This window comes from Pseudoalteromonas denitrificans DSM 6059, from assembly GCF_900112265.1.
In the GTDB taxonomy this organism is placed as follows: Bacteria; Pseudomonadota; Gammaproteobacteria; order Enterobacterales; family Alteromonadaceae; genus Pseudoalteromonas; species Pseudoalteromonas denitrificans.
Genome location: NZ_FOLO01000008.1, coordinates 125,100 through 144,943 on the forward strand (window position 1 = coordinate 125,100; position 19,844 = coordinate 144,943).

The following is a 19,844-nucleotide window of genomic DNA, read 5'->3' on the forward strand; positions in this document are numbered from 1 at the left end:
GCAATTCATTTTTTCATTGCTAAAATTTATTTTATCTGGTGGTTTGTTTACAAGTATTTATAAAATGACGATAAACAGGGTTATCTTTCATATTTCTTTTCATGGCTAAATACATAGGTCGTGTTAAGCCCAAAGCCCCTAACGGAATTGATTTGATTAAACCTTGGCTTTCATATGGTGTTACTAACCAATCTGGTAATGCGGCAACGCCCATACCAGCACTCACGAGTTGAAAAATTAATAACCCTTGATCAACTGTTTTCAAGGTACCATCAAAACGTGCATTTTGAATGAAATATTTAAATATATCCTGACGCTGACGCGGAATGGGGTAAGAAATAATAGTTTCATCTTTTAAATCAAGCGCTGTCACATAAGCTTTTTTAGCAAGCTCATGATCTGGTGCCACAATTAATTTCAACTTAAAGTCAAACATATGTGCATATTCTAAATGTTCAGGATCTCGCAAGTCAGAAGTAAGAACTAAGTCTAATTCGTCATTCAATAACTCAGGAATAGCGTCATAACTAAACCCACGTTCATAGTCTATTTTAATATCAGGCCAAAAATTATTGAATTCTTTTATGGTCGGTAATAGCCAGTGAAAACAAGCGTGACACTCTACACTAAGTCTTAACTGAGAGATTGGTTGATTTAAACTTTCTTTAATTCGACATTTTGTTGCTTCTACTCTTGGCAGTATTTCCTGGGCAAGTTCAATGAGCAGCATGCCTTGGGGTGTAAAGCGAACAGGGTGTGTCTTTCGCTCAAATAGTTGGCAATCTAACTTATTTTCTAAATCTTTAATTTGATGAGATAAAGCCGATTGAGTTAAAAACAATTCACGAGCTGTATTCACCAATGAACCTGTCTCTTTTAATGTAGAAAGTGTTTTCAAATGCTTTATATCAATCATCTTTAATTTTTCTCATGTTAGAGGTTGGTTTTAGTTATCGAGCAGGTTTATATTATAGTGGGTGCAAAGTTAATTCAACGTCTAGATGGCTATAACTTATAATTATTTTTATTTTATAAAATTTTTTATATGAAATTGGCCATAACGCTAATTTATTTCAATTTAAATTTTGAGGTGGGTATAAAGCTTGTGATTTATAGTGAGTTAAATTCATTCTTTGTTTTTGGTGAGTGCTAATATTGAATGCTAAATGTTCTTTCCGATTAATATAGCTGCATCAAGAGCCCTTAATGGTTTGGCTTTAAGATAACCTTGACCATAATTACAGCTTGTTTGCTTTAAAATATCTAATTGCTCTTGGGTTTCTATGCCTTCTGCAACGACTTCTAATTTTAATGATTTAGCTAAAGATAAAATTGCATCGACAAGTGGGTTATTATCATTTTGAAGGTTATCAATAAAACTTTTATCTATTTTTAATACGTGGATTGGTAATTGATGTAAATAGCCTAATGCAGAATAACCAGTGCCAAAGTCATCTAAATATAACCTGACACCAAGAGATTGAAGTCCTTCAATAATCTCTTTTGCTAAAGCAAGGTTTTCAATGAGTCCAGACTCTGTTATTTCAATGCACAAAGATCCTGTTTTAAGTTTGTATATTTGATAAAGGTTTTTAATAAAGCTGACAAAGTCTAAACTTGAGAAATGACGAGATGATACATTCACTGTTATTGTAAAGTGTGTTTTATATTCACTTTGCCATTGCGAAATTTGTTTTGCGGCTTGTTTTAATAAATGTAAATCAAGTTGTAAAATTTGGCCGCTATCTTCAGCTGCCGTAATAAAGTTATTTGGTAATACTAGGCCTTTTTCTGGATGATGCCATCTTACTAAAGCTTCAAACCCTTTTACTTTATTATTTTTAATTTCAAAAATAGGCTGATAGTAAAGCTCAAATTCGTTATTGCGCATGCCATTTTGGATATCAGTTTCAAGTACCGCAGCACCAACCATTTTTTTCTGCATTGAATCATTAAATATTTGAACTTGACCTCGTCCTAATGATTTTGCTTCATACATCGCTGTATCTGCGCATTGTAAAACATGATACGCGTGATCATTAGAGTTCATAGCATATGAAATACCTATACTTGTAGATGCTTTTAATACGTGACCATCAACAGTGAGGGGTTCTTCTAAAGATGCTTGAATTCGCTCAACTAAATTTGTAACTTGCGACTCATTTTCAATATCTTCCATCAAAATTGCAAATTCATCACCCCCTAAGCGTGCAAAGGTATCAACTTGACGAATATTTTGTGAAATTGTTTCACAAATAGTAATTAAAAATTGATCACCAACTTGATGTCCCAATGTATCGTTTATAATTTTAAAACGATCAAAGTCTAAATATAATAATGCATGAAATCTAAAGTCACTTTGCCTACCTAACCGATTGATCCCTTGTTCTAATCTATCAATCAATAATGAACGGTTTGCAAGACCCGTGAGTTGATCATGTAAAACTTTATGTTTTAATGCTTTATGAGTAAGTTCTTTGTCTATTGCTAAGCTAATTTGGCGACTGATGTAAGTTAAAATGTCTTGGTCGTGATGTGTATAATTGACAGATGTGTCATAGCTTTGTATTACAATTAAGCCATGAAATTGACTGTTGATCTCAAAAGGAACACCTAACCAAGAGTGAGGAGATTCACCGATAAGCTGAAAGTGTTTTTTTGCTACATGCTCTTTAAAATCTTTTTCATTTAATAATAGTGATGTATTAATTTTAAGCATATATGCAGATGCGGTATTATCAGTTTGTTCCTGACTAAAAACTTTATTGCCTAAATTCCTTATGCCAGCCTCTAAAATATAGGGCAGACTAAGTTCATTTGTTTTTATATCATATAAGCCGATGAATAAATTTTTAGCTTCAAGTAGAGAGTTAACAATTTCATGTAAGTTTTCATAAAACTCCTCCATGTTATTAGCTTCATAAGTTAAGTTGGCAATTTTTAATAAACCTTTTTCTATTTTTTGGGCGCTATTTAATTGTATAACTGTATTATTTAAATCAATTAAGGTTTGGCATTGATTAATTTTAGCGCTCAACATTGAAGCGACAGTAGTTAAAATTTCTAAATGGCTATCGTTAAAATAGTTTTTATCTGGGTGCTCACAATCAATCACGCCCACAACATGATTATTATAAATAAGAGGTACGCAAATTTCAGAAAGTGCAGGTGTTAAATCAGGTAAATATCGGCTGCTTTTCGAAAGATCATCAATGAGTTGAGCTTGACCACTCATAGCAACATAGCCTGTATTACCTAAAGAAAAAGGAATGCGGTTTTGTTTTATATAATAGTGACCATCTGTATTTTTAATACCCATAGCCGCTACTTGCTCTAATTCTTTTTTAGAATGGTCTGCTAAATAAATAACGCAATCAACAAAACCTAGTTGGCTAACAACTTCATTTACTACATAACTATAAAGCTGCTCTAGATCATTGATTTGAATAAGGGACAAGGAAAATTGATTAATAATGCTGAGCTGATGTGACTTTTGTTGTAATGGATCTAAATGTGCGGCCATTTGAGATCCTTTATTTTTATGATTTGCTTCAGACATATAAAATATCAATAGGGTTAAAGTCTAATTATGCTCAGCATTGTATAAATATTCAAATGTTTATTAGTACAAAGTTATTAAGGTCACTATTTGATCTTAATAACTAGGACGAAATATTTACAAAATATGGTTATGTTTTTTAGATATCTGTAATGTTTTTGGCATTAAATAGTCTCGATAGAGATACCTGTATAATTTTTTCGGAGCGATGTCTTGTTTAGCTTTTTCATCAATATGATTTTCTAGTTGTTTATCTAAAAATTGAATAAACCCTGTTTGGTGTTTTTTTGCGAGTAAATCTAATTGATTTGTATAGCCTTTAAAAAAATCATTCTTTAAATGTTGTGACAAAGTTTGCACACCTTTAAGGTCAACTTGAGTTAAATAGTGTATTGCTAAATATGACCATTGATAAACACGTTTACTACCATCATCATAGGTTGTTGCAAAAATATCTTGTAATGTAGGCCATTTATCTTTGCTTGTTTCTTTTGCTTCTTTATAGGCTTTTGGGTTTACATTTTTTTTTGAGATAAGTTCTGCTAAACCTTCACTCCACCAGACCAAATGTGATGGATAATGACCAAAACTACCGTATTTACTAAAGCGACCATCAAGATAATGGACATATTCATGGTTTAAGTTCCATACTTTGAACTCGGGACCTTGCCAAAATACTTCGTAAGAATAAAATGTAGCTTGATTATTAGGGTCGCTTGGAGTGCCCTCTATATACATGCCACCATTGTCGGTATTGATGTCAAAAATCATCTGACCATATTGATTATACTGGCTATAGTTATCAAAAATAACAACACGTAAAGATTGGTTGTGATCGTTTGCTGTAGGCAGGTTTTTTGTAGCTAATATTTTGTGGAAATGACTTTCTTGTGAAGTTAGCTTATTACAAGATTGCTGCAATTGTTTTTCAGACATGTGATTTGCGCGAATAAATAAACGATCGGAACATTTATGATTAATAGGCAAAGCACTATCTATGGTGGGAAATGAACATTTACCTTTAAAGTCATTTTCACATTCTGATAAACCTCTGTAGCTATTAATTAAGTATCTTTGAGAAAATAAAAACTGTTTTTCATTTAATGTAAGCTTCGTTTTATCAAGTAAATGCCATACTTGGTTATCTAATTTATTGCGGGCATTATCAGCTAATATTTTATGTTGGTAAGCTAAGGCCCAAAGCGCATGTTCTCTTTGCCAGCCCGTTTTTTGTGCGATACTTTTTAAGCTTGGTAGCCAGTTTTTTGTTGTTAAAATTGCATTTGCTAATGTTTTATTCTTTTTTGCTTCATATGTTAAAAAAGCCATCGCGCGTAAGGTTTCCCAATGCGCATATTGAGAAGGGAAATTGTCACTTTCATACTCTAATAAGACTAATTTTGATAATGTTTCAAGATGAGGGGCTATTTTTGTACTTAAAGTATTGTGATTATAAAACCGATAGAGTGTTACTGCATAATGTTCAACTAAGCGGGCGTTTTTATCGTTATTTAAATTTAAAAAGCCTGAGTTTTTTAGAGATGATAAGGCATTTTCAAGCTGTTGCCAGTTTATTTTGTCTATTGTTTTAATATCAGCATAATAGCTAAAACCACGAAGGTAGTATAAAAGAGCATCGAGCTCTTGGTTATTAATTTTTTGTTCACTTAAATAATGAATACGGGCAGTTACTTTATTCATGTACTTATTTGTAGCAAGTTTAAAATTCCAATTGTTCTTTGAATTTAATACGTGAAGGACGTCAGGGTCTGGCATCATGTTTTTAATTACTGGAAGGGGGCTACTACATGCACTTAATAGTGCGAAGCATAAAGCACAGATTATCGTTATGAGTTTATTTATCATTGGTATCATCAAATTTAGGCTTAAATGAAAAATCAGATTACCAGTAATGAATATTGTATACAATAATCTTTTTGTAAATTTAAATTGTTACTTTACAGCTATACTTAGACTCAATATGATCAGACAAATTTTTTAATAGAAGATAGCGCAATGACAAGTATTACAATAGTTCGTCCAGATGATTGGCACATTCATTTACGTGATGGTGAGCAATTAAAAGACACAGTGCGTGATGTAAGTCGTTACATGGGGCGTGCGATCATAATGCCAAACTTAGTACCGCCTGCCACTTGTACTGAAACTGCATTAAGTTATCGTGATCGCATTATGGCAGAAAAACCTCAAGGAAATTTTAAACCTTTGATGGTGCTTTATTTAACAGATAAAACCACGCCTGAAGAAATTAAAAAAGCAAAAGCAACGGGTCATATTGTAGCTGCTAAGCTATATCCCGCAGGTGCAACGACAAATTCAGACTCTGGTGTGACTGATGTTAAAAATATGTACCCTGTATTTAAAGCAATGCAAGAAGTGGGCATGTTGCTTTTAGTTCATGGTGAAGTAACGGATTCAGAAATTGATATATTCGATCGTGAGAAAATATTTTTAGATACGGTATTAACTCCTGTTGTTGCTGATTTTCCAGAACTAAAAATTGTACTTGAACATATAACAACACAAGATGCAGTTAAATTTGTAGAAGCTGCTTCTGACAATGTAGCTGCAACTATCACCGCGCATCATTTATTATATAATCGTAATCATATGTTGGTAGGGGGCATTCGTCCTCATTTTTACTGCTTACCTATTTTAAAACGAAATATTCATCAAGACGCATTAAATAAAGCAGCAACCAGTGGTAGTAAAAAGTTCTTTTTAGGTACTGATTCTGCGCCACATATGAAAGATAAAAAAGAAGCGGCTTGTGGTTGCGCGGGTTCATACACAGCACATGCTGCAATTGAATTATATGCTGAAGCATTTGATGATTCAGGCGCAATTGATAAATTAGAAGCTTTTGCAAGTTTAAATGGTCCTGATTTTTATAATTTACCTCGTAATAGCGATACCATCACTTTAGTGAAAGAAGCTTGGAATGTGCCTGAATCATATTCTTTAGGTGATGATAAAGTTGTTCCAATTCGTGCAGGTGAACAAATTCAATGGCAAGTTAAGTAACAAATTATTTGAAATAAGCTTAATGATTTTAAAAGCTGCTGAAAAAATTATTATTCAGCAGCTTTTTTATATTACACTCCTTTTAAGCCTGTGATCCCACATTTTACTTTTGATAAGCGACCATTATCGGCCATGATTTGATAATAAGTATTACGTAAAGAGTGTGGTCGATAATTTGTTACTTTTTTAAAGCGAAGGGCTACAGTGTGATGTATTTTAGCCGTGTATTTATCTGTAGCGTGTTCATCTTGATTAACATTAACAACTCTAGGAGCTAAAGTTCTATCTGCTATGATCCGAGTACGTTGTTGTTGATGCATTAAACCTTCAGGAATAGGTTGTATTTCTAAATCATCAAAACATAAAAAACTGTCATTTTGTTTTAATCGGTTAAAATCAATTTCCTCTAAATTTAAAATATTTAAACCTTGTTGTCTGGCATGTAAACACATGAATTCAAGACTAATATCTGACAAGCCATCATACCAATAGCCACCACCAATGTCGGAGTGTACACCTGCAAACCAAACTTCTAAGACTCTTGAGTCTTGGTTAAATAGGGTTGGTTGAAATGCAATGCGTTTTTCATCAAGTGCAAGTATATGAACGGCTTTTTGAATATTCTTAGCTAAAGTGGCATTTTTAAAAACAACATCACTGGCTGCAGGGGTTTCCCTTTTTAAGTCGGGTGAATCAATCGATGCAATAGTATCAAATACGCCTAAAAATTTGACCTGATTTTTTATTTGGCTTGCAAAAATTCGCGCTATTGCTGCACCTCGGCTAAAACCAAAAATAAAAATTTCATCACCTTCTTGGTAATGGTGTTCTAAGTCCCGTTTTGCTTTACTGATAATTGACTTTATATCTGAAAATGCATGGGAAAATAGAGAGTTGAATGTTTTTTGTAACCAGTTTCCGTAGGTACCTACTCCTGAATAATAAAAACTTCGTTGGCCATATTCATCATTATGCGGGGTGTTAGTTAAACTGCCGCCAAAATAGGCATGTAATTTTAAAATATTACTTATACTGAGATCTACAGCATAATCCATGCTATCACTGGGTTCGTTACAAGTGCCATCAAAACAAAAAATAAATTTATTCATTTTACACGTCATTTGTTCAGCCTTTGTTTAATCAAGTGTACTTGATTATTTTAAAAGCATGATAATTTTCTGGAACTTTTTTGTTTATTCTGTATCCTAATAATCGTTATTTCATTTGTGATATATATTTTGGTTAAAAAAACACATATTTTTATAGTTGTATTTTTATTGATTTCCTTTTTAGGACAGTCAATAGCGTATGCTATGGATTCGTGTCAGTTTCAAAATCAAAGTATCCAAACATCACACATGAATATGATGTCAGACATGAACCATTCTATGGACGAAATGGATATGGGCTGTTGTGAAACTGAACATTTATGTTCTATGAATGGCTGTGTTTCTATGGCTATTACGGCCAATCATTATTTATCTGATGTTAGTTTAATATCACAAAAAATTATTCAGAAAAATCCTATTCTTTTTAGTCAGTACCCTTCATCTTTATATCGTCCTCCTCTTAAAAGCTAATTACAAAATAGATCCGTCTGAAATTTCACTTTTCATTTGAATTGATATTTCGAATTTGTATTTAGTGGGCTTTTATTTTCCATTAAGCCCATAAGTAAACTTTAAGAGTCTTGAAGGCAATATGTATAAATCACTTTTAGTATTATTTACCTTAGCAGCGCTTTTGGCTTGTACTGATATCACTATTAGTAATGTAAATAGTCAAAATACGGCACAAAAAACAAAACTGACCATATATAAGCGAGAATCTTGTGGTTGTTGTAATAGTTGGATCACGCACTTAGATAAAAATCATTTTGATACACAAGCGTTAAATGATGAAAAATTAACACAGTTTAAGCTAAATAAAGACATAAAACCGCGTTATCACTCCTGTCATACCGCAGTATCACAAGATGGCTTTGTATTTGAAGGGCATATTCCAGCAAAATATATTCAACAATTTTTAAAAAATAAACCTGAAGATGTAATTGGTTTAGCTGTCCCTGCTATGCCTATTGGCAGCCCTGGCATGGAAATGGGCAATAGGTTTTCGCCATATCAAGTACTACTGCTTAAAAAAGGTGGTAGTTATTCTGTATTTGCTCAAGTATCAAGCCAAAAGGAGCAGTATTAATGAAAAATTCTCTTTTAAAATTAAAACCAAAAAGAATCATAATTTTAGGGCTTTTAATACATTTTAACTCAGTTGCTGAAGTACCTGTTAGTGAACAGAAACTTACATTAAAGCGTACAATTATAGTGGCGCAAAAGAATGACCCTTGGTTAAGTGGTAATCAGCATAAGCAAGACTCTGTTAAGTCGATGAGTATAGCTGCCGGTACTTATACTGATCCAAAAGTATCATTATCCATGGCAAATTTACCTGTGGATACTTTTGATATATCACAAGAAGGCATGACACAGTTTAAAGTGGGTATTGCACAAATGTTTCCTCGTGGAGATTCATTAGCAATTAAACAAAAACAGCTAATACTGGATTCAGAACAATACCCTTATCAAAGGCAAGATAGAAAAGCGAAAGTTGCACTAACTGTTGGCCAATTGTGGCTAGACGCTTATAAAGTTCAAAATAGCATACGTTTAATTGAGGCTGACAGAGCTTTATTTGAGCAATTAACTGATGTTGCAGAGGCAAGTTATGCATCGGCTCAAGGCAAAACCCGCCAACAGGATGTGATCAGAGCACAGTTAGAACTTACTATGCTTGATGATAGATTAAATCAATTACAGCAACAAAAAAACCGGTATGAAGGTCAGCTATCGCAATGGGTAACGGGTAATAATAGCCAAACGTCAATCTCAGTACATAACATTAATTTAGGGGAGGTTTTACCTGACATTCGTTTACTCAAAGCTGAGATGGTCAAGTCAAACACTTGGCAGACACCCGATAAATTAGTTAAACACTTTATGGCCCATCCACGTATTTTAGCAATAGATAAAAAAATAACTGCCACTGCACAAGGTATTGCGCTAGCTAAGCAGGATTATGAACCTCAGTGGGGAGTTAATGCGGGTTATGCCTATAGAGATAATGATCCAGTGGGAAATACGAGAGCTGATTTATTCACCGTAGCTGTGACATTCGATTTGCCTTTATTTACAGATAAACGCCAAGATCAGCAACTTAGTGCGGCGATTTCACAAACAGAATCAGTAAAAACAGAGCGTTTAATAATATTGAGACAACTGTTAAGTGCTTATTCAAGTGCTAAGGGGAGGTTAAACCGGTTAGTTGACAGACAAAGGTTATATCACACTAAGTTATTGCCACAAATACAAGATCAAGCTGAAGCATCTTTAACTGCATATACCAATGATGATGGTGATTTTGCGGAAGTTGTGCGTGCACGCATTGCGCAACTTAACGCAAAAATTGAAAACTTGGCTATAGATACGCAGATACAAAAAGTGCAATTAGAATTGAATTATTTATTTATTACTAAAGCAGAGCAAATGCTGAGTTTTAATAAAATAAGTCAATCAAATGTGCAAGGACAAAAATAATGAATTCAAATATAAAACTTGTTTTGGCAGCCATATTTGGTAGCGCTATAACACTTGGCATTACATCACAACTTCAAACAACCGTTTCATCAGGTGAAAGTACAGATTCAGAAAATAAACCTATGTACTGGGTTGCGCCTATGGATGCAAATTATAAACGAGATAAGCCAGGTTTATCACCTATGGGAATGGATTTAGTACCTGTATATGCCGACGGTGCTTCAGGCTCAGATTCAGGCCCCGGCACAATTAAAATATCACCTGATGTTGTTAATAATTTAGGGGTAAGAACAGCAAAGGCAAAAGTGAAACAATTGCACTTGGAAATAAAAACAGTAGGTTATGTGAAGTATGATGAAGAGCAATTAGTACATATTCATCCTAGAGTCGAAGGGTGGGTTGAAAAGCTCTATATCAAAGCACTGGGGGATCCGGTTAAAAAAGGTGAGCCACTATATTCTTTATATTCACCCGCTTTAGTGAATGCACAAGAAGAGTTACTGTTAGCGATAGGCCGAAAAAATACACGTTTAATTCGAGCGGCAGAAGATAGGTTAACCGCCTTGCAGCTGCCTAAATCAGCAATAGCAGCCATTAAAAAAACAAGAAAAATATCACAGACAATTACTTTTTATGCGCCTCAAACGGGTGTTGTTGAGAACTTAAAAATTAGGGAAGGTTTTTTTGTTAAGCCTGGTACTAAAATCATGTCAATTGGCGCCTTAAATGAAGTATGGGTGGAGGCTGAAGTCTTTGAAAGGCAGGCAAATCAAGTTGAAAAAGGCAGTGCTGTCACTATGACTCTTGATTATTTACCTGGACGAGAGTGGGTTGGTAAAGTCGATTATATTCATCCCACCCTTGATGAAAAAACACGTACGGTGAAAGTAAGGCTACGTTTTAAAAACCAAGATATGATGCTTAAACCTAATATGTTTGCGCAAGTATCTATTCATGCTCAAGGTAATGAAGCATTACTTATTCCTACAGAGGCTCTCATTCGTACTGGGAGCCAAGATCGTGTGGTATTAGCTTTAGGTGAGGGTCAGTTTAAATCACTCGCTGTAAAAGTTGGGCGTTTTGATAACGACTCTGTAGAGGTACTTTCAGGTTTAGTTGAAGGCGATAAAATAGTGACTTCAGCACAATTTTTATTGGACTCAGAATCAAGTAAAAGCTCAGACTTCAAACGTATGTATCATGATGAATACCCTATGAGTGTATGGGTTGAAGCAAGCATTAATAATTTAATGGCAAGTCATAATATGATTAATGTTGATCATCAAGCTATTGATGATTGGGAGTGGCCACAAATGACCATGGATTTTATAGTCGCTCCTCAGGTTGATTTTACGAGTTTAGAAATTGGAATGACCTTACATATTGAAATTACAAAAGATGAAGTTGGTGAATATAAAGTCACTAAAATACATATTCCTGAGCAGAATCAAACAACCAATATGAATAGTATGGCTACAGTTTCAGGTAAAATTAACGCCGTAATGATAGATCATAAAATGCTGAATATTAGTCGAGGACCAATTGAGAAATGGGATCGCCCTGCTGCAACATTAGATTTTATGGTGAATGATGATATTGATTTATCTCTATTGAAGGTTGATATGGCAATTGAATTTACCTTTGAGATTAATAATGGAGAATTTATTATTACGGAGTTATCTCTAAAGGAGATTGGCCAAGACGCTCAAGAAGAAGTACAGATTGATAAGCCAAACTCAACTGAGCACAGTGGCCATTAAGGAGATTTTACATGATAGCTTCAATTATTAAATGGTCCGTTTATAATCGTTTTTTTGTATTGTTAGCAGCAGCAATTATTGTTTTATCAGGTCTATATTCGGTAAAAAATACACCTGTTGATGCATTACCTGATTTATCTGATGTGCAAGTGATCATCAAAACATCTTACCCAGGTCAAGCGCCTCAAGTTGTAGAAGACCAAGTGACTTATCCACTTACGACAGCCATGTTGTCTGTACCAGGTGCAGTAACGGTAAGGGGCTACTCCTTTTTTGGTGATTCATATGTATATGTTATTTTTGATGAAGATACAGATTTGTATTGGGCGCGTTCTCGTGTACTTGAATACTTGTCTCAAGTTGCACCAAATTTACCTGAAAATGCAAAACCTCAATTAGGCCCAGATGCAACAGGCGTGGGCTGGGTGTATTTATATGCTTTAGTCGATAAAACAGGTCAAAACGATATTAGCCAACTGCGTAGTTTACAAGATTGGTTTTTAAAATATGAATTACAAACTGTGCCGGGTGTATCAGAAGTAACAGCTTTAGGGGGGATGGTAAAGCAATATCAAGTAAAAGTAGACCCTGATAAATTGCGTGCTTTTGGTATTCCATTATCTTTAATCCAAACTGCAATTAAACAAGGTAATCAAGAAATTGGTGCCTCTGTTGTTGAAATGGCTGAAGCTGAATATATGGTAAGAGCAACGGGGTATATTAAAAATGAAATTGATTTGGGCAATATTCCATTAGGTGTTAATCAAAATGGCACGCCATTATTACTGAAAGATGTTGCTGATGTGGGGATTGGACCACAAATGCGCCGAGGCATAGCTGAATTAAATGGAGAGGGTGAAACTGTAGGCGGTATTATCGTTATGCGCTTTGGTGAAAATGCGCAGGAAGTGATCAATGGCGTTAAAGCAAAATTAGAACAACTAAAAAAGGGCTTACCTGAAGGTGTTGAAGTTGTGACCGTCTATGATCGCAGTGGTTTGATAGAGCGTGCGGTTAATAATCTCGCATTTAAATTACTGGAAGAGTTTGGTGTTGTAGCTTTAGTCTGTATTGTATTTTTATTTCATGTTCGTTCATCTTTAGTGGCTATTTTTAGTTTACCTGTAGGGATATTAGCGGCTTTCACCATAATGCATATGCAAGGTTTGAATGCCAATATTATGTCACTTGGTGGTATTGCAATTGCAATTGGTGCCATGATAGATGGTGCTATTGTGATGATAGAAAATATGCATAAACATATGGAGCGTACTCCATTAACAAAAGAAAACCGTTGGCGGATTGTGGCGGATTCTGCCAGTGAAGTGGGGCCTGCATTATTTTTTAGTTTATTAATCATTACAGTCAGTTTTGTGCCAGTATTTACATTAGAAGCGCAAGAGGGGCGTATGTTTGCGCCGCTCGCGTTTACTAAAACCTACGCAATGGCTGCATCAGCTGCATTAGCAATCACCTTAGTGCCAGTATTAATGGGATATTTCATTCGCGGTAAGGTATTACCTGAACATAAAAATCCAGTGAATCGCATTTTAACTACAATCTATTTACCTGCACTTAAAACGGTCCTTAACTTTCCTAAAACAACCTTAGCTTTAGCCTTAGTGGTGTTAGGCATAGGTTTGTATCCCTTAGATAAAATTGGCAGTGAATTTATTCCTCCTTTAGATGAGGGTGATATTATGTATATGCCAACAACTTACCCAGGAATTTCAATTGGTCAGGCAAGACAGTTATTGCAACAGACGGATAAGTTAATTTATACAGTACCCGAAGTTAAAACTGTATTTGGTAAAGTTGGGCGTGCTGAAACAGCGACCGATCCTGCACCGCTTACTATGATAGAGACTTTTATTCAGTTAAAACCTCAAAGTGAGTGGCGTGAGGGCATGACCACTGAAAAGTTGAAAAAAGAAATGGATGCATTAGTGAAGCTACCAGGAGTTACTAATGCTTGGGTTATGCCAATTAAAACGCGTATTGATATGCTGGCAACGGGTATAAAAACTCCTGTGGGCATCAAGATAGCAGGTCCTGATTTAACTAAAATTCAGGGAATAGGAAAGCAACTTGAATTGATCTTAAAAGATGTACCAGGTACAGCTTCTGTTTATGCTGAACGTGTTGCTGGTGGTCGTTATATTAAAGTGGATATTCAAAGAGCAAAAGCGGCACGTTATGGTTTAAATATTGCAGATATCCAACAAGTGGTTGCGACGGCGATTGGGGGTATGAATGTTTCACAAACCATAGAAGGTTTAGAGCGTTATCCTATTAATTTACGTTACCCGCAAGATTACCGTAATTCACCTGAAAAATTAAAGTTACTGCCTATTGTGACACCAACAGGGCAGAGAATATCGCTCAGCGATGTGGCTAATGTTTTTGTTGAAGATGGTCCTCCTGCAATAAAAAGCGAAAATGCTCGATTAAATGGTTGGGCATTTATTGATATTGAAGGGGTTGATATTGGTACTTATGTGCTCAATGCACAGAAAATAGTGAATGATGAAGTGAATTTACCTGCCGGTTATTCAATTACATGGTCTGGTCAATATGAGTATATGTTGCGTGCCAAAGAAAAGTTAACATATGTTGTACCACTTACTTTATTCATTATTGTACTGTTGCTGTTTATTAATTTCAGAAACTTTGTTGAGGTAAGTATTATTATGGGTACTTTACCTTTAGCTATGGTGGGGAGCATCTGGCTAATGTATTTACAAGGCTTTAACTTCTCGGTTGCGGTGGGCGTTGGTTTTATTGCGCTTGCAGGAGTTGCCGTAGAAATAGGGGTGATAATGTTAGTTTATCTTAATCAGGCCTATCAGCAATTATTAGTTGATTGCCAAGCTAACGAGTTAAAACCTGATGAAGCAAGCTTAAGACAAGCTGTGTTACAAGGTGCAGGAATGCGCGTTAGGCCTGTTATGATGACAGCAGCAGCTATAATTGCGGGCTTATTACCGATTTTATATGGCACAGGCACTGGCTCTGAAGTGATGAGTCGTATTGCTGCACCTATGGTAGGGGGGATGTTAAGTGCGGTATTTTTAACATTACTAGTGCTACCTGCTATCTATTTTGTATGGCGAAAAAAATCGATTAAAACAATTTAGTAAGTTCAGAATATTTAAGTGGCAAACTGATGAAAGGAATATAAACATGAAAGTTGCATATTTTGGTAATGATTGGCATATAGGGTGTTTAGACGTTTTTAAACAAAGTGCGCACACAATAGGCCATATTTTTATTAATGGTGAACAAACCTTTAATCAAGTTATTCGCCAATATGCAACTGATAATAATATTCCTGTTACGTGTATTAAACCTGATGAAGAACACATAAAAAACCTAATAGAACAAGGTTTTGAGTGTTTTTTTTCTGTTGAATATGCTTGGTTGATCCCCATTCCAGAAGATATGAAAACTGTATATGCAATGAATGTTCATCCAAGCATGTTACCCCATGGGCGAGGTACAACACCAGTTAGTTGGATCATTAATGCTTATCCTCAGTATGCGGGGGTAACATTTCATAAATTAACCAGTGAGTTTGATAAGGGTGACATTATTTATCAAAAACCTATGACATTGGCAGTTGATGAAAGCTTTGAAACTTGGATGGTCAAATTACATTTAAGTATCCCACTTATGCTAAATGAAATCTTGGTCGATTTTGAAGCTTTATATTTAAAAGCACACAAACAAGAACAGGGCAGTACCTGGCCAAAAATTAGCATAAATGACCGTGTGATCAATTGGAATATGACAACACAACAAATTAAGGCTTTAGCAGCATGTTGTGGCCGATTTGGTATTGTTGCCATGCTGAATAATGAAACTTTATTAGTGAATAATATTGAAGTAGGTCAAATCAAACATGAATATAAAAATGGTACTGTTATAAAAGAAGATTCAGAGACTTATGTGGTTGCTGTTAGTGATGGTTTTGTCATTTTAATGAAACACAACATCATAGAACAAATATAAGAGAAACAATAATGAAGTTAGTTAAAATAAGCCGAAAGTTACATAAATGGCTGATGTTATTTTTAGGCTTACAATTTGTAATTTGGTCTGTCACGGGCGCTTATATGGTCATATTTGATATTGATTATATTCATGGTGATAGCTTGGTAACTAATCACCAAACAAGCATTGATCATAAAACAATAGGCATTAGTTTAGAGGATGTCATAAAAAAATACCCTGACGCACAAAATATTTCATTAGCAGTATTAATTGATATGCCTGTTTATCGGTTTAACGTAAAAAATCAAAATATATTATTAAGTGCAAAAAACGCAGAGTTACTTTCTCCAATTAATGAGTTAATGGCGGTTAAACTCGCAAAACATCATTACAGCTCAGATGATGATATTTTAGAAGTTGCGCTTATTAGTCAAAATCCCCCGTTTGAGTTGAGTAAAAGACACTTACCCGCTTATCGTATTAATTTTGATGCTTTAGGCAGTCCATCGTTATATATTTCAGCTAGCTCAGGAAAATTAGTGACAAAACGGCATGAATTTTGGCGATTGTTCGATTGGATGTTTAGGTTTCATGTTGCTGATTATGAAGATGGTGAACCTGAAAACCTGTTGTTATTTTGGTTTGCAGTGTTTGGCATACTAGCCTGTTTAAGCGGCTTAGTTTTAACCTATTTTAGAGTTATTAAAAAACAAGTTGAGGTTAGCTAATGCAGTTTATTAAATCAGTACATAAGTGGGCCTCCCTTTTTGTCGGTATTCAGTTTTTGCTTTGGTTAGTGAGTGGTTTTTATTTCAATATCATGGATCACAGTAAAGCGGGTGGAAATCAATATAGAGAACGCATTGAAAAAGTTGCTGTTGATTATCGCAGTACTGGCAATCAAAAATTGATAGATCCAAAATTGGTTTTAGCTGAAAATAAAAAAACACAAAACCTTCAAGTTGTCACAATTTTAGGCAAACCTTATTATTTATTGACTCATGAGAAAGGTTTGTACCGTCATTTTTATAATGAGCAAACTTTAGTTGATGCATATACTAATCAAATAATTGTAATAGATGAGCATATGGCTAAAAAAATAGCTCTGACTTCTTATAATGGCCCAGGAAAACTTACTTCTGTAATTAAACTTATGCCGCCAATTCAAGATATTCCAAAAGAAAAGAATACAGTTTGGCAGGTTAATTTTAATGATAATGTGAATAGCAGTGTTTATATAAATGCCAGCTCTGGTAGGTTAATACGCCATAGTGATGACGATAAACGTTTTGCTGACTTCTTTTTTATGCTGCATTTTATGGATTATGCTAGTGAAGGGAGCTTTAATAATTGGCAAATTATCTTATTTTCTATAGTCACGTTGTGGTTAGCATTGTCAGGTTTAATTTGGACGGTAGAGTTGGGTTTCAATGGTCATTATCGTTTAAGTTTAAGAAACCAAAAAAGCAAGATTAAAGTAAGTGATAAATCTGGTAAATTAATTGATGAGCTTAGCTTTTCTATTAATCAAAATTTACTTGATGGCCTGATTGAACATGATATTGTTTTGCCTTCAAGTTGTGGTGGTGGCGGTACTTGTGGTCAATGTAAAATTAAAGTCAATTCAGATGCCAAAATTACCTCAGCAGATAAACTACATTTGTCTCCACTAGAAGTTGAATCTGGGTTTAGGCTAGGGTGTCAGCACAAGGTCCGTGAGTTTAGTGATCTGACGTTATTAAATACGCATACAGCGAAAAAACATGCTTTAGTATTAATGAAAAGCACTTTTATAAGCCCATTTATTAAAGAGCTTAGATTTAAATTACAAAATGGCTCTCACCTTAAATATAAGGCGGGTGCTTATATGCGCTTTTTTGTGCCTGCGGCCAAAGGTTGCGCGATACCACAAAAATTACCTGATGAATTTCAACCTCATTGGCATCATATCAGCCATTTAGAGTATGAGCATTTAGCCTGTAGCCGGAGTTATTCATTAGCAACTTATGATACTGAGTCGGATGAACTTGTTTTTACCATAAAAATACAAACGGCACCTGAACATAAAATATTACCGGGCATAGCGTCTAGTTATATTTGTAATTTAGACGTCGGCAAAATGATTAAAGCCGTCGGACCATTCGAGGAGTTTTATTTTAGTGAAAATTCAATAGATGCTTCAATTGAGAATGTGAGTGAAACGAATGTTAATGATGAAAAAACACTGGTTATGATAGGCGCGGGAGCAGGTATGGCGCCTTTAAAAGCCATTATATTAGAGCGATTGAAAAAATATAATAGTAAGCAAAATATTCATTATTATTTTGGTGCGCGTCATGAAGTTGATTTAATTTATCGAGAGCTATTTGATGAATTAACGCAAAAACATCTTAATTTCAAATATATTCCAGTAGTCTCAAAAGATGCTCATAATTGGTTTGGCGAAACAGCTTATGTGCAAAATATTTTAAATAAACATTTTAATGAGTTAGGTCATATTGATGATTTAGCGTTTTATTTATGTGGGCCAAAAGCCATGATGCAAGATACGATCGTGTTATTGCAAAATAAAGGTGTAAAACCACAGGCAATTCAATTTGATGATTTTGCGAATTAATTTAAGAGCTTGTAATTTTTAAAGTAGAAAGTAGAAAGTAGAAAGTAGAAAGTAGAAAAAGGGGCGGGGGTTAATAAAGTATAAACACTCAGCTTGATTTTGGTTAAAAACCACCATTAAAGGTGGTTTTTAACCATATTTAATCTAGTGTATTATAATGTTCTATCACAGTGTTATTTATCACTATTTTGACCATATAAAATAAGAAAAAGGGGATCGCTAATCCAAAAGTAATAAAACATAGAAAAATCCAGCCTAAAACAGGTAAAAAGATGTCTATTAATGATTTTTCTAATCGAAGTCTATATTTCTTAACTTTCACAAATCCTCGCTGATTTTATTTATTCTCTTACTTTCAAAAAATGACGTTTTAAAATGTTATCCTGAAAGCTAATATTATTTTGACTCATAATGCCCAATACAAACCTGATTATATATAAATAGGTACAAATGAGAAGACTAACTAAGAAATAAAAGAAACAAGTTGACTCAGACAAGTTATTTTTTAAGTTATAGACCATAAACTTAAGGTTTGGGTTATTGTTTAAGCATACATTACAAACTCATCATAAATACTTTAAATATGCTTCATTGACTCTCTTATATTCAATGATTTTAGCGCTTCTATATCCTTGAACTATGTTGTATAAAACGATTATTTTGAAATGAAATCGTTATCCATTAATATTTTATATATAATGAAGTTGACATTTTGGGTACGCGGTGTGATAGTGTGGACTCACTTTTAAGGTAGATTAAACTAAAAATTTACTTTTGGAATAAAATGTAATTACTCTTTTTAGGGTCGTGACTATTTTATAAATTAAGGATGAAAATGAAAAAAGTATTATGACTTCTAACACTGCTACCAACTTTAGCTACTGCCGCAACCAGTTCATGGCAAAAAGAAGCATCCCCTAGCACAATTTATGGCGACGAATATGGCTCTAGTTCTATGTTTACAGATTTAAGCTCGCCACTAAATGGTGCTAAAATAACTCAGGTATCTTGGGATTTTAAAGGCTTTAATAATGGATCTGTTAAGCAAGATGTAAAGCTGTGCTATTTTAAACCATATCGTAGTACACCTTATGATTGTCTTGATATTTCAAATGATAAAATAGGTAGTACAGATTTTTTTAATGGTTGGGATCCTAGAACCCGTTTTCATTTAACATTTAGTTTATGGGGTGGGAGCTACCCTGCTTTTTGGGAGCATTCTGAAAAAGGTTTACTTAAAGTAGATTACAAGTACTAAGTATTTTATAAGGGACGATAAA

Annotated in this window: 15 protein-coding genes; 10 read left to right on the forward strand and 5 right to left on the reverse strand. The window is 34.4% G+C overall.

Annotation, left to right across the window (positions count from 1 at the left end):
* Positions 1–31 precede the first annotated feature (31 nt).
* The 3 genes from BM088_RS07775 to BM088_RS07785 form a co-directional block, all read right to left on the reverse strand.
* Positions 32–916, reverse strand: coding sequence for a LysR family transcriptional regulator (locus tag BM088_RS07775; RefSeq protein ID WP_091982468.1), 885 nt, complete (start codon positions 914–916; stop codon positions 32–34).
* A gap of 246 nt (positions 917–1,162) precedes the next feature.
* Positions 1,163–3,559, reverse strand: a complete 2,397-nt coding sequence (locus tag BM088_RS07780; RefSeq protein ID WP_425439285.1) for a sensor domain-containing phosphodiesterase — start codon at positions 3,557–3,559, stop codon at positions 1,163–1,165.
* A gap of 117 nt (positions 3,560–3,676) precedes the next feature.
* Positions 3,677–5,425, reverse strand: coding sequence for a collagenase (locus BM088_RS07785; RefSeq protein WP_177207980.1), 1,749 nt, complete (start codon positions 5,423–5,425; stop codon positions 3,677–3,679).
* Positions 5,426–5,575: 150 nt separating this feature from the next.
* On the opposite strand from BM088_RS07785, the gene pyrC reads away from it, so the two are divergent.
* The gene (gene pyrC / locus BM088_RS07790; protein ID WP_091982472.1) at positions 5,576–6,604 is read left to right on the forward strand and encodes a dihydroorotase; all 1,029 of its coding nucleotides are present in this window, start codon (positions 5,576–5,578) and stop codon (positions 6,602–6,604) included.
* Between the two features lie 71 nt (positions 6,605–6,675).
* Here pyrC and BM088_RS07795 read toward each other — a convergent pair whose 3' ends face one another.
* Positions 6,676–7,713: a phospholipase effector Tle1 domain-containing protein gene (locus BM088_RS07795; protein ID WP_177207981.1), complete on the reverse strand. Its 1,038-nt coding sequence runs from the start codon at positions 7,711–7,713 to the stop codon at positions 6,676–6,678.
* A gap of 204 nt (positions 7,714–7,917) precedes the next feature.
* Between BM088_RS07795 and BM088_RS07800 the strand changes: the two genes are divergently transcribed.
* The 8 genes from BM088_RS07800 to BM088_RS07835 all read left to right on the forward strand — a co-directional run bounded on the left by BM088_RS07800 (position 7,918) and on the right by BM088_RS07835 (position 18,564).
* Positions 7,918–8,184 (forward strand): hypothetical protein, encoded by a 267-nt coding sequence (locus BM088_RS07800; RefSeq protein WP_091982475.1) that lies wholly within the window; start codon positions 7,918–7,920, stop codon positions 8,182–8,184.
* Between the two features lie 121 nt (positions 8,185–8,305).
* Positions 8,306–8,800, forward strand: a complete 495-nt coding sequence (locus tag BM088_RS07805) for a DUF411 domain-containing protein (RefSeq protein ID WP_091982476.1) — start codon at positions 8,306–8,308, stop codon at positions 8,798–8,800.
* A complete protein-coding gene (locus tag BM088_RS07810) occupies positions 8,800–10,194 on the forward strand; it encodes a TolC family protein (RefSeq protein WP_091982478.1) in 1,395 nt (464 codons plus the stop codon). The genes BM088_RS07805 and BM088_RS07810 overlap by 1 nt, the downstream gene beginning before the upstream one ends.
* Entirely contained in the window at positions 10,194–11,954 is a 1,761-nt protein-coding gene (locus BM088_RS07815; RefSeq protein ID WP_091982480.1) for an efflux RND transporter periplasmic adaptor subunit, read from the forward strand. Before BM088_RS07810 ends, BM088_RS07815 begins: the two co-directional genes overlap by 1 nt.
* An 11-nt stretch (positions 11,955–11,965) precedes the next feature.
* Complete coding sequence (locus tag BM088_RS07820; protein WP_091982482.1) at positions 11,966–15,091, forward strand: efflux RND transporter permease subunit; 3,126 nt, start codon at positions 11,966–11,968, stop codon at positions 15,089–15,091.
* A 46-nt stretch (positions 15,092–15,137) separates the two neighbouring features.
* Positions 15,138–15,965 (forward strand): formyltransferase family protein, encoded by an 828-nt coding sequence (locus BM088_RS07825; RefSeq protein ID WP_091982484.1) that lies wholly within the window; start codon positions 15,138–15,140, stop codon positions 15,963–15,965.
* Between the two features lie 11 nt (positions 15,966–15,976).
* Positions 15,977–16,675 (forward strand): PepSY domain-containing protein, encoded by a 699-nt coding sequence (locus tag BM088_RS07830; RefSeq protein ID WP_091982486.1) that lies wholly within the window; start codon positions 15,977–15,979, stop codon positions 16,673–16,675.
* Positions 16,675–18,564: a 2Fe-2S iron-sulfur cluster-binding protein gene (locus tag BM088_RS07835; protein WP_091982488.1), complete on the forward strand. Its 1,890-nt coding sequence runs from the start codon at positions 16,675–16,677 to the stop codon at positions 18,562–18,564. Before BM088_RS07830 ends, BM088_RS07835 begins: the two co-directional genes overlap by 1 nt.
* 139 nt (positions 18,565–18,703) lie before the next feature.
* On the opposite strand, the gene BM088_RS28095 is transcribed toward BM088_RS07835, so the two are convergent.
* Positions 18,704–18,886: a DUF6693 family protein gene (locus BM088_RS28095; protein WP_425439286.1), complete on the reverse strand. Its 183-nt coding sequence runs from the start codon at positions 18,884–18,886 to the stop codon at positions 18,704–18,706.
* 633 nt (positions 18,887–19,519) lie between these two features.
* On the opposite strand from BM088_RS28095, the gene BM088_RS07840 reads away from it, so the two are divergent.
* The gene (locus tag BM088_RS07840; RefSeq protein ID WP_091982490.1) at positions 19,520–19,822 is read left to right on the forward strand and encodes a hypothetical protein; all 303 of its coding nucleotides are present in this window, start codon (positions 19,520–19,522) and stop codon (positions 19,820–19,822) included.
* The last annotated feature ends 22 nt before the right edge of the window (positions 19,823–19,844 follow it).

Excerpts from the sequence above, each read along its gene's own strand:
- BM088_RS07775 (WP_091982468.1), bottom strand. The coding sequence starts at position 916 with ATGATTGATATAAAGCATTTGAAAACACTTTCTACATTAAAAGAGACA.
- BM088_RS07780 (WP_425439285.1), bottom strand. The coding sequence starts at position 3,559 with ATGTCTGAAGCAAATCATAAAAATAAAGGATCTCAAATGGCCGCACAT.
- BM088_RS07785 (WP_177207980.1), bottom strand. The coding sequence starts at position 5,425 with ATGATAAATAAACTCATAACGATAATCTGTGCTTTATGCTTCGCACTA.
- pyrC (WP_091982472.1), top strand. The coding sequence starts at position 5,576 with ATGACAAGTATTACAATAGTTCGTCCAGATGATTGGCACATTCATTTA.
- BM088_RS07795 (WP_177207981.1), bottom strand. The coding sequence starts at position 7,713 with ATGAATAAATTTATTTTTTGTTTTGATGGCACTTGTAACGAACCCAGT.
- BM088_RS07800 (WP_091982475.1), top strand. The coding sequence starts at position 7,918 with ATGGATTCGTGTCAGTTTCAAAATCAAAGTATCCAAACATCACACATG.
- BM088_RS07805 (WP_091982476.1), top strand. The coding sequence starts at position 8,306 with ATGTATAAATCACTTTTAGTATTATTTACCTTAGCAGCGCTTTTGGCT.
- BM088_RS07810 (WP_091982478.1), top strand. The coding sequence starts at position 8,800 with ATGAAAAATTCTCTTTTAAAATTAAAACCAAAAAGAATCATAATTTTA.
- BM088_RS07815 (WP_091982480.1), top strand. The coding sequence starts at position 10,194 with ATGAATTCAAATATAAAACTTGTTTTGGCAGCCATATTTGGTAGCGCT.
- BM088_RS07820 (WP_091982482.1), top strand. The coding sequence starts at position 11,966 with ATGATAGCTTCAATTATTAAATGGTCCGTTTATAATCGTTTTTTTGTA.
- BM088_RS07825 (WP_091982484.1), top strand. The coding sequence starts at position 15,138 with ATGAAAGTTGCATATTTTGGTAATGATTGGCATATAGGGTGTTTAGAC.
- BM088_RS07830 (WP_091982486.1), top strand. The coding sequence starts at position 15,977 with ATGAAGTTAGTTAAAATAAGCCGAAAGTTACATAAATGGCTGATGTTA.
- BM088_RS07835 (WP_091982488.1), top strand. The coding sequence starts at position 16,675 with ATGCAGTTTATTAAATCAGTACATAAGTGGGCCTCCCTTTTTGTCGGT.
- BM088_RS07840 (WP_091982490.1), top strand. The coding sequence starts at position 19,520 with ATGTTTACAGATTTAAGCTCGCCACTAAATGGTGCTAAAATAACTCAG.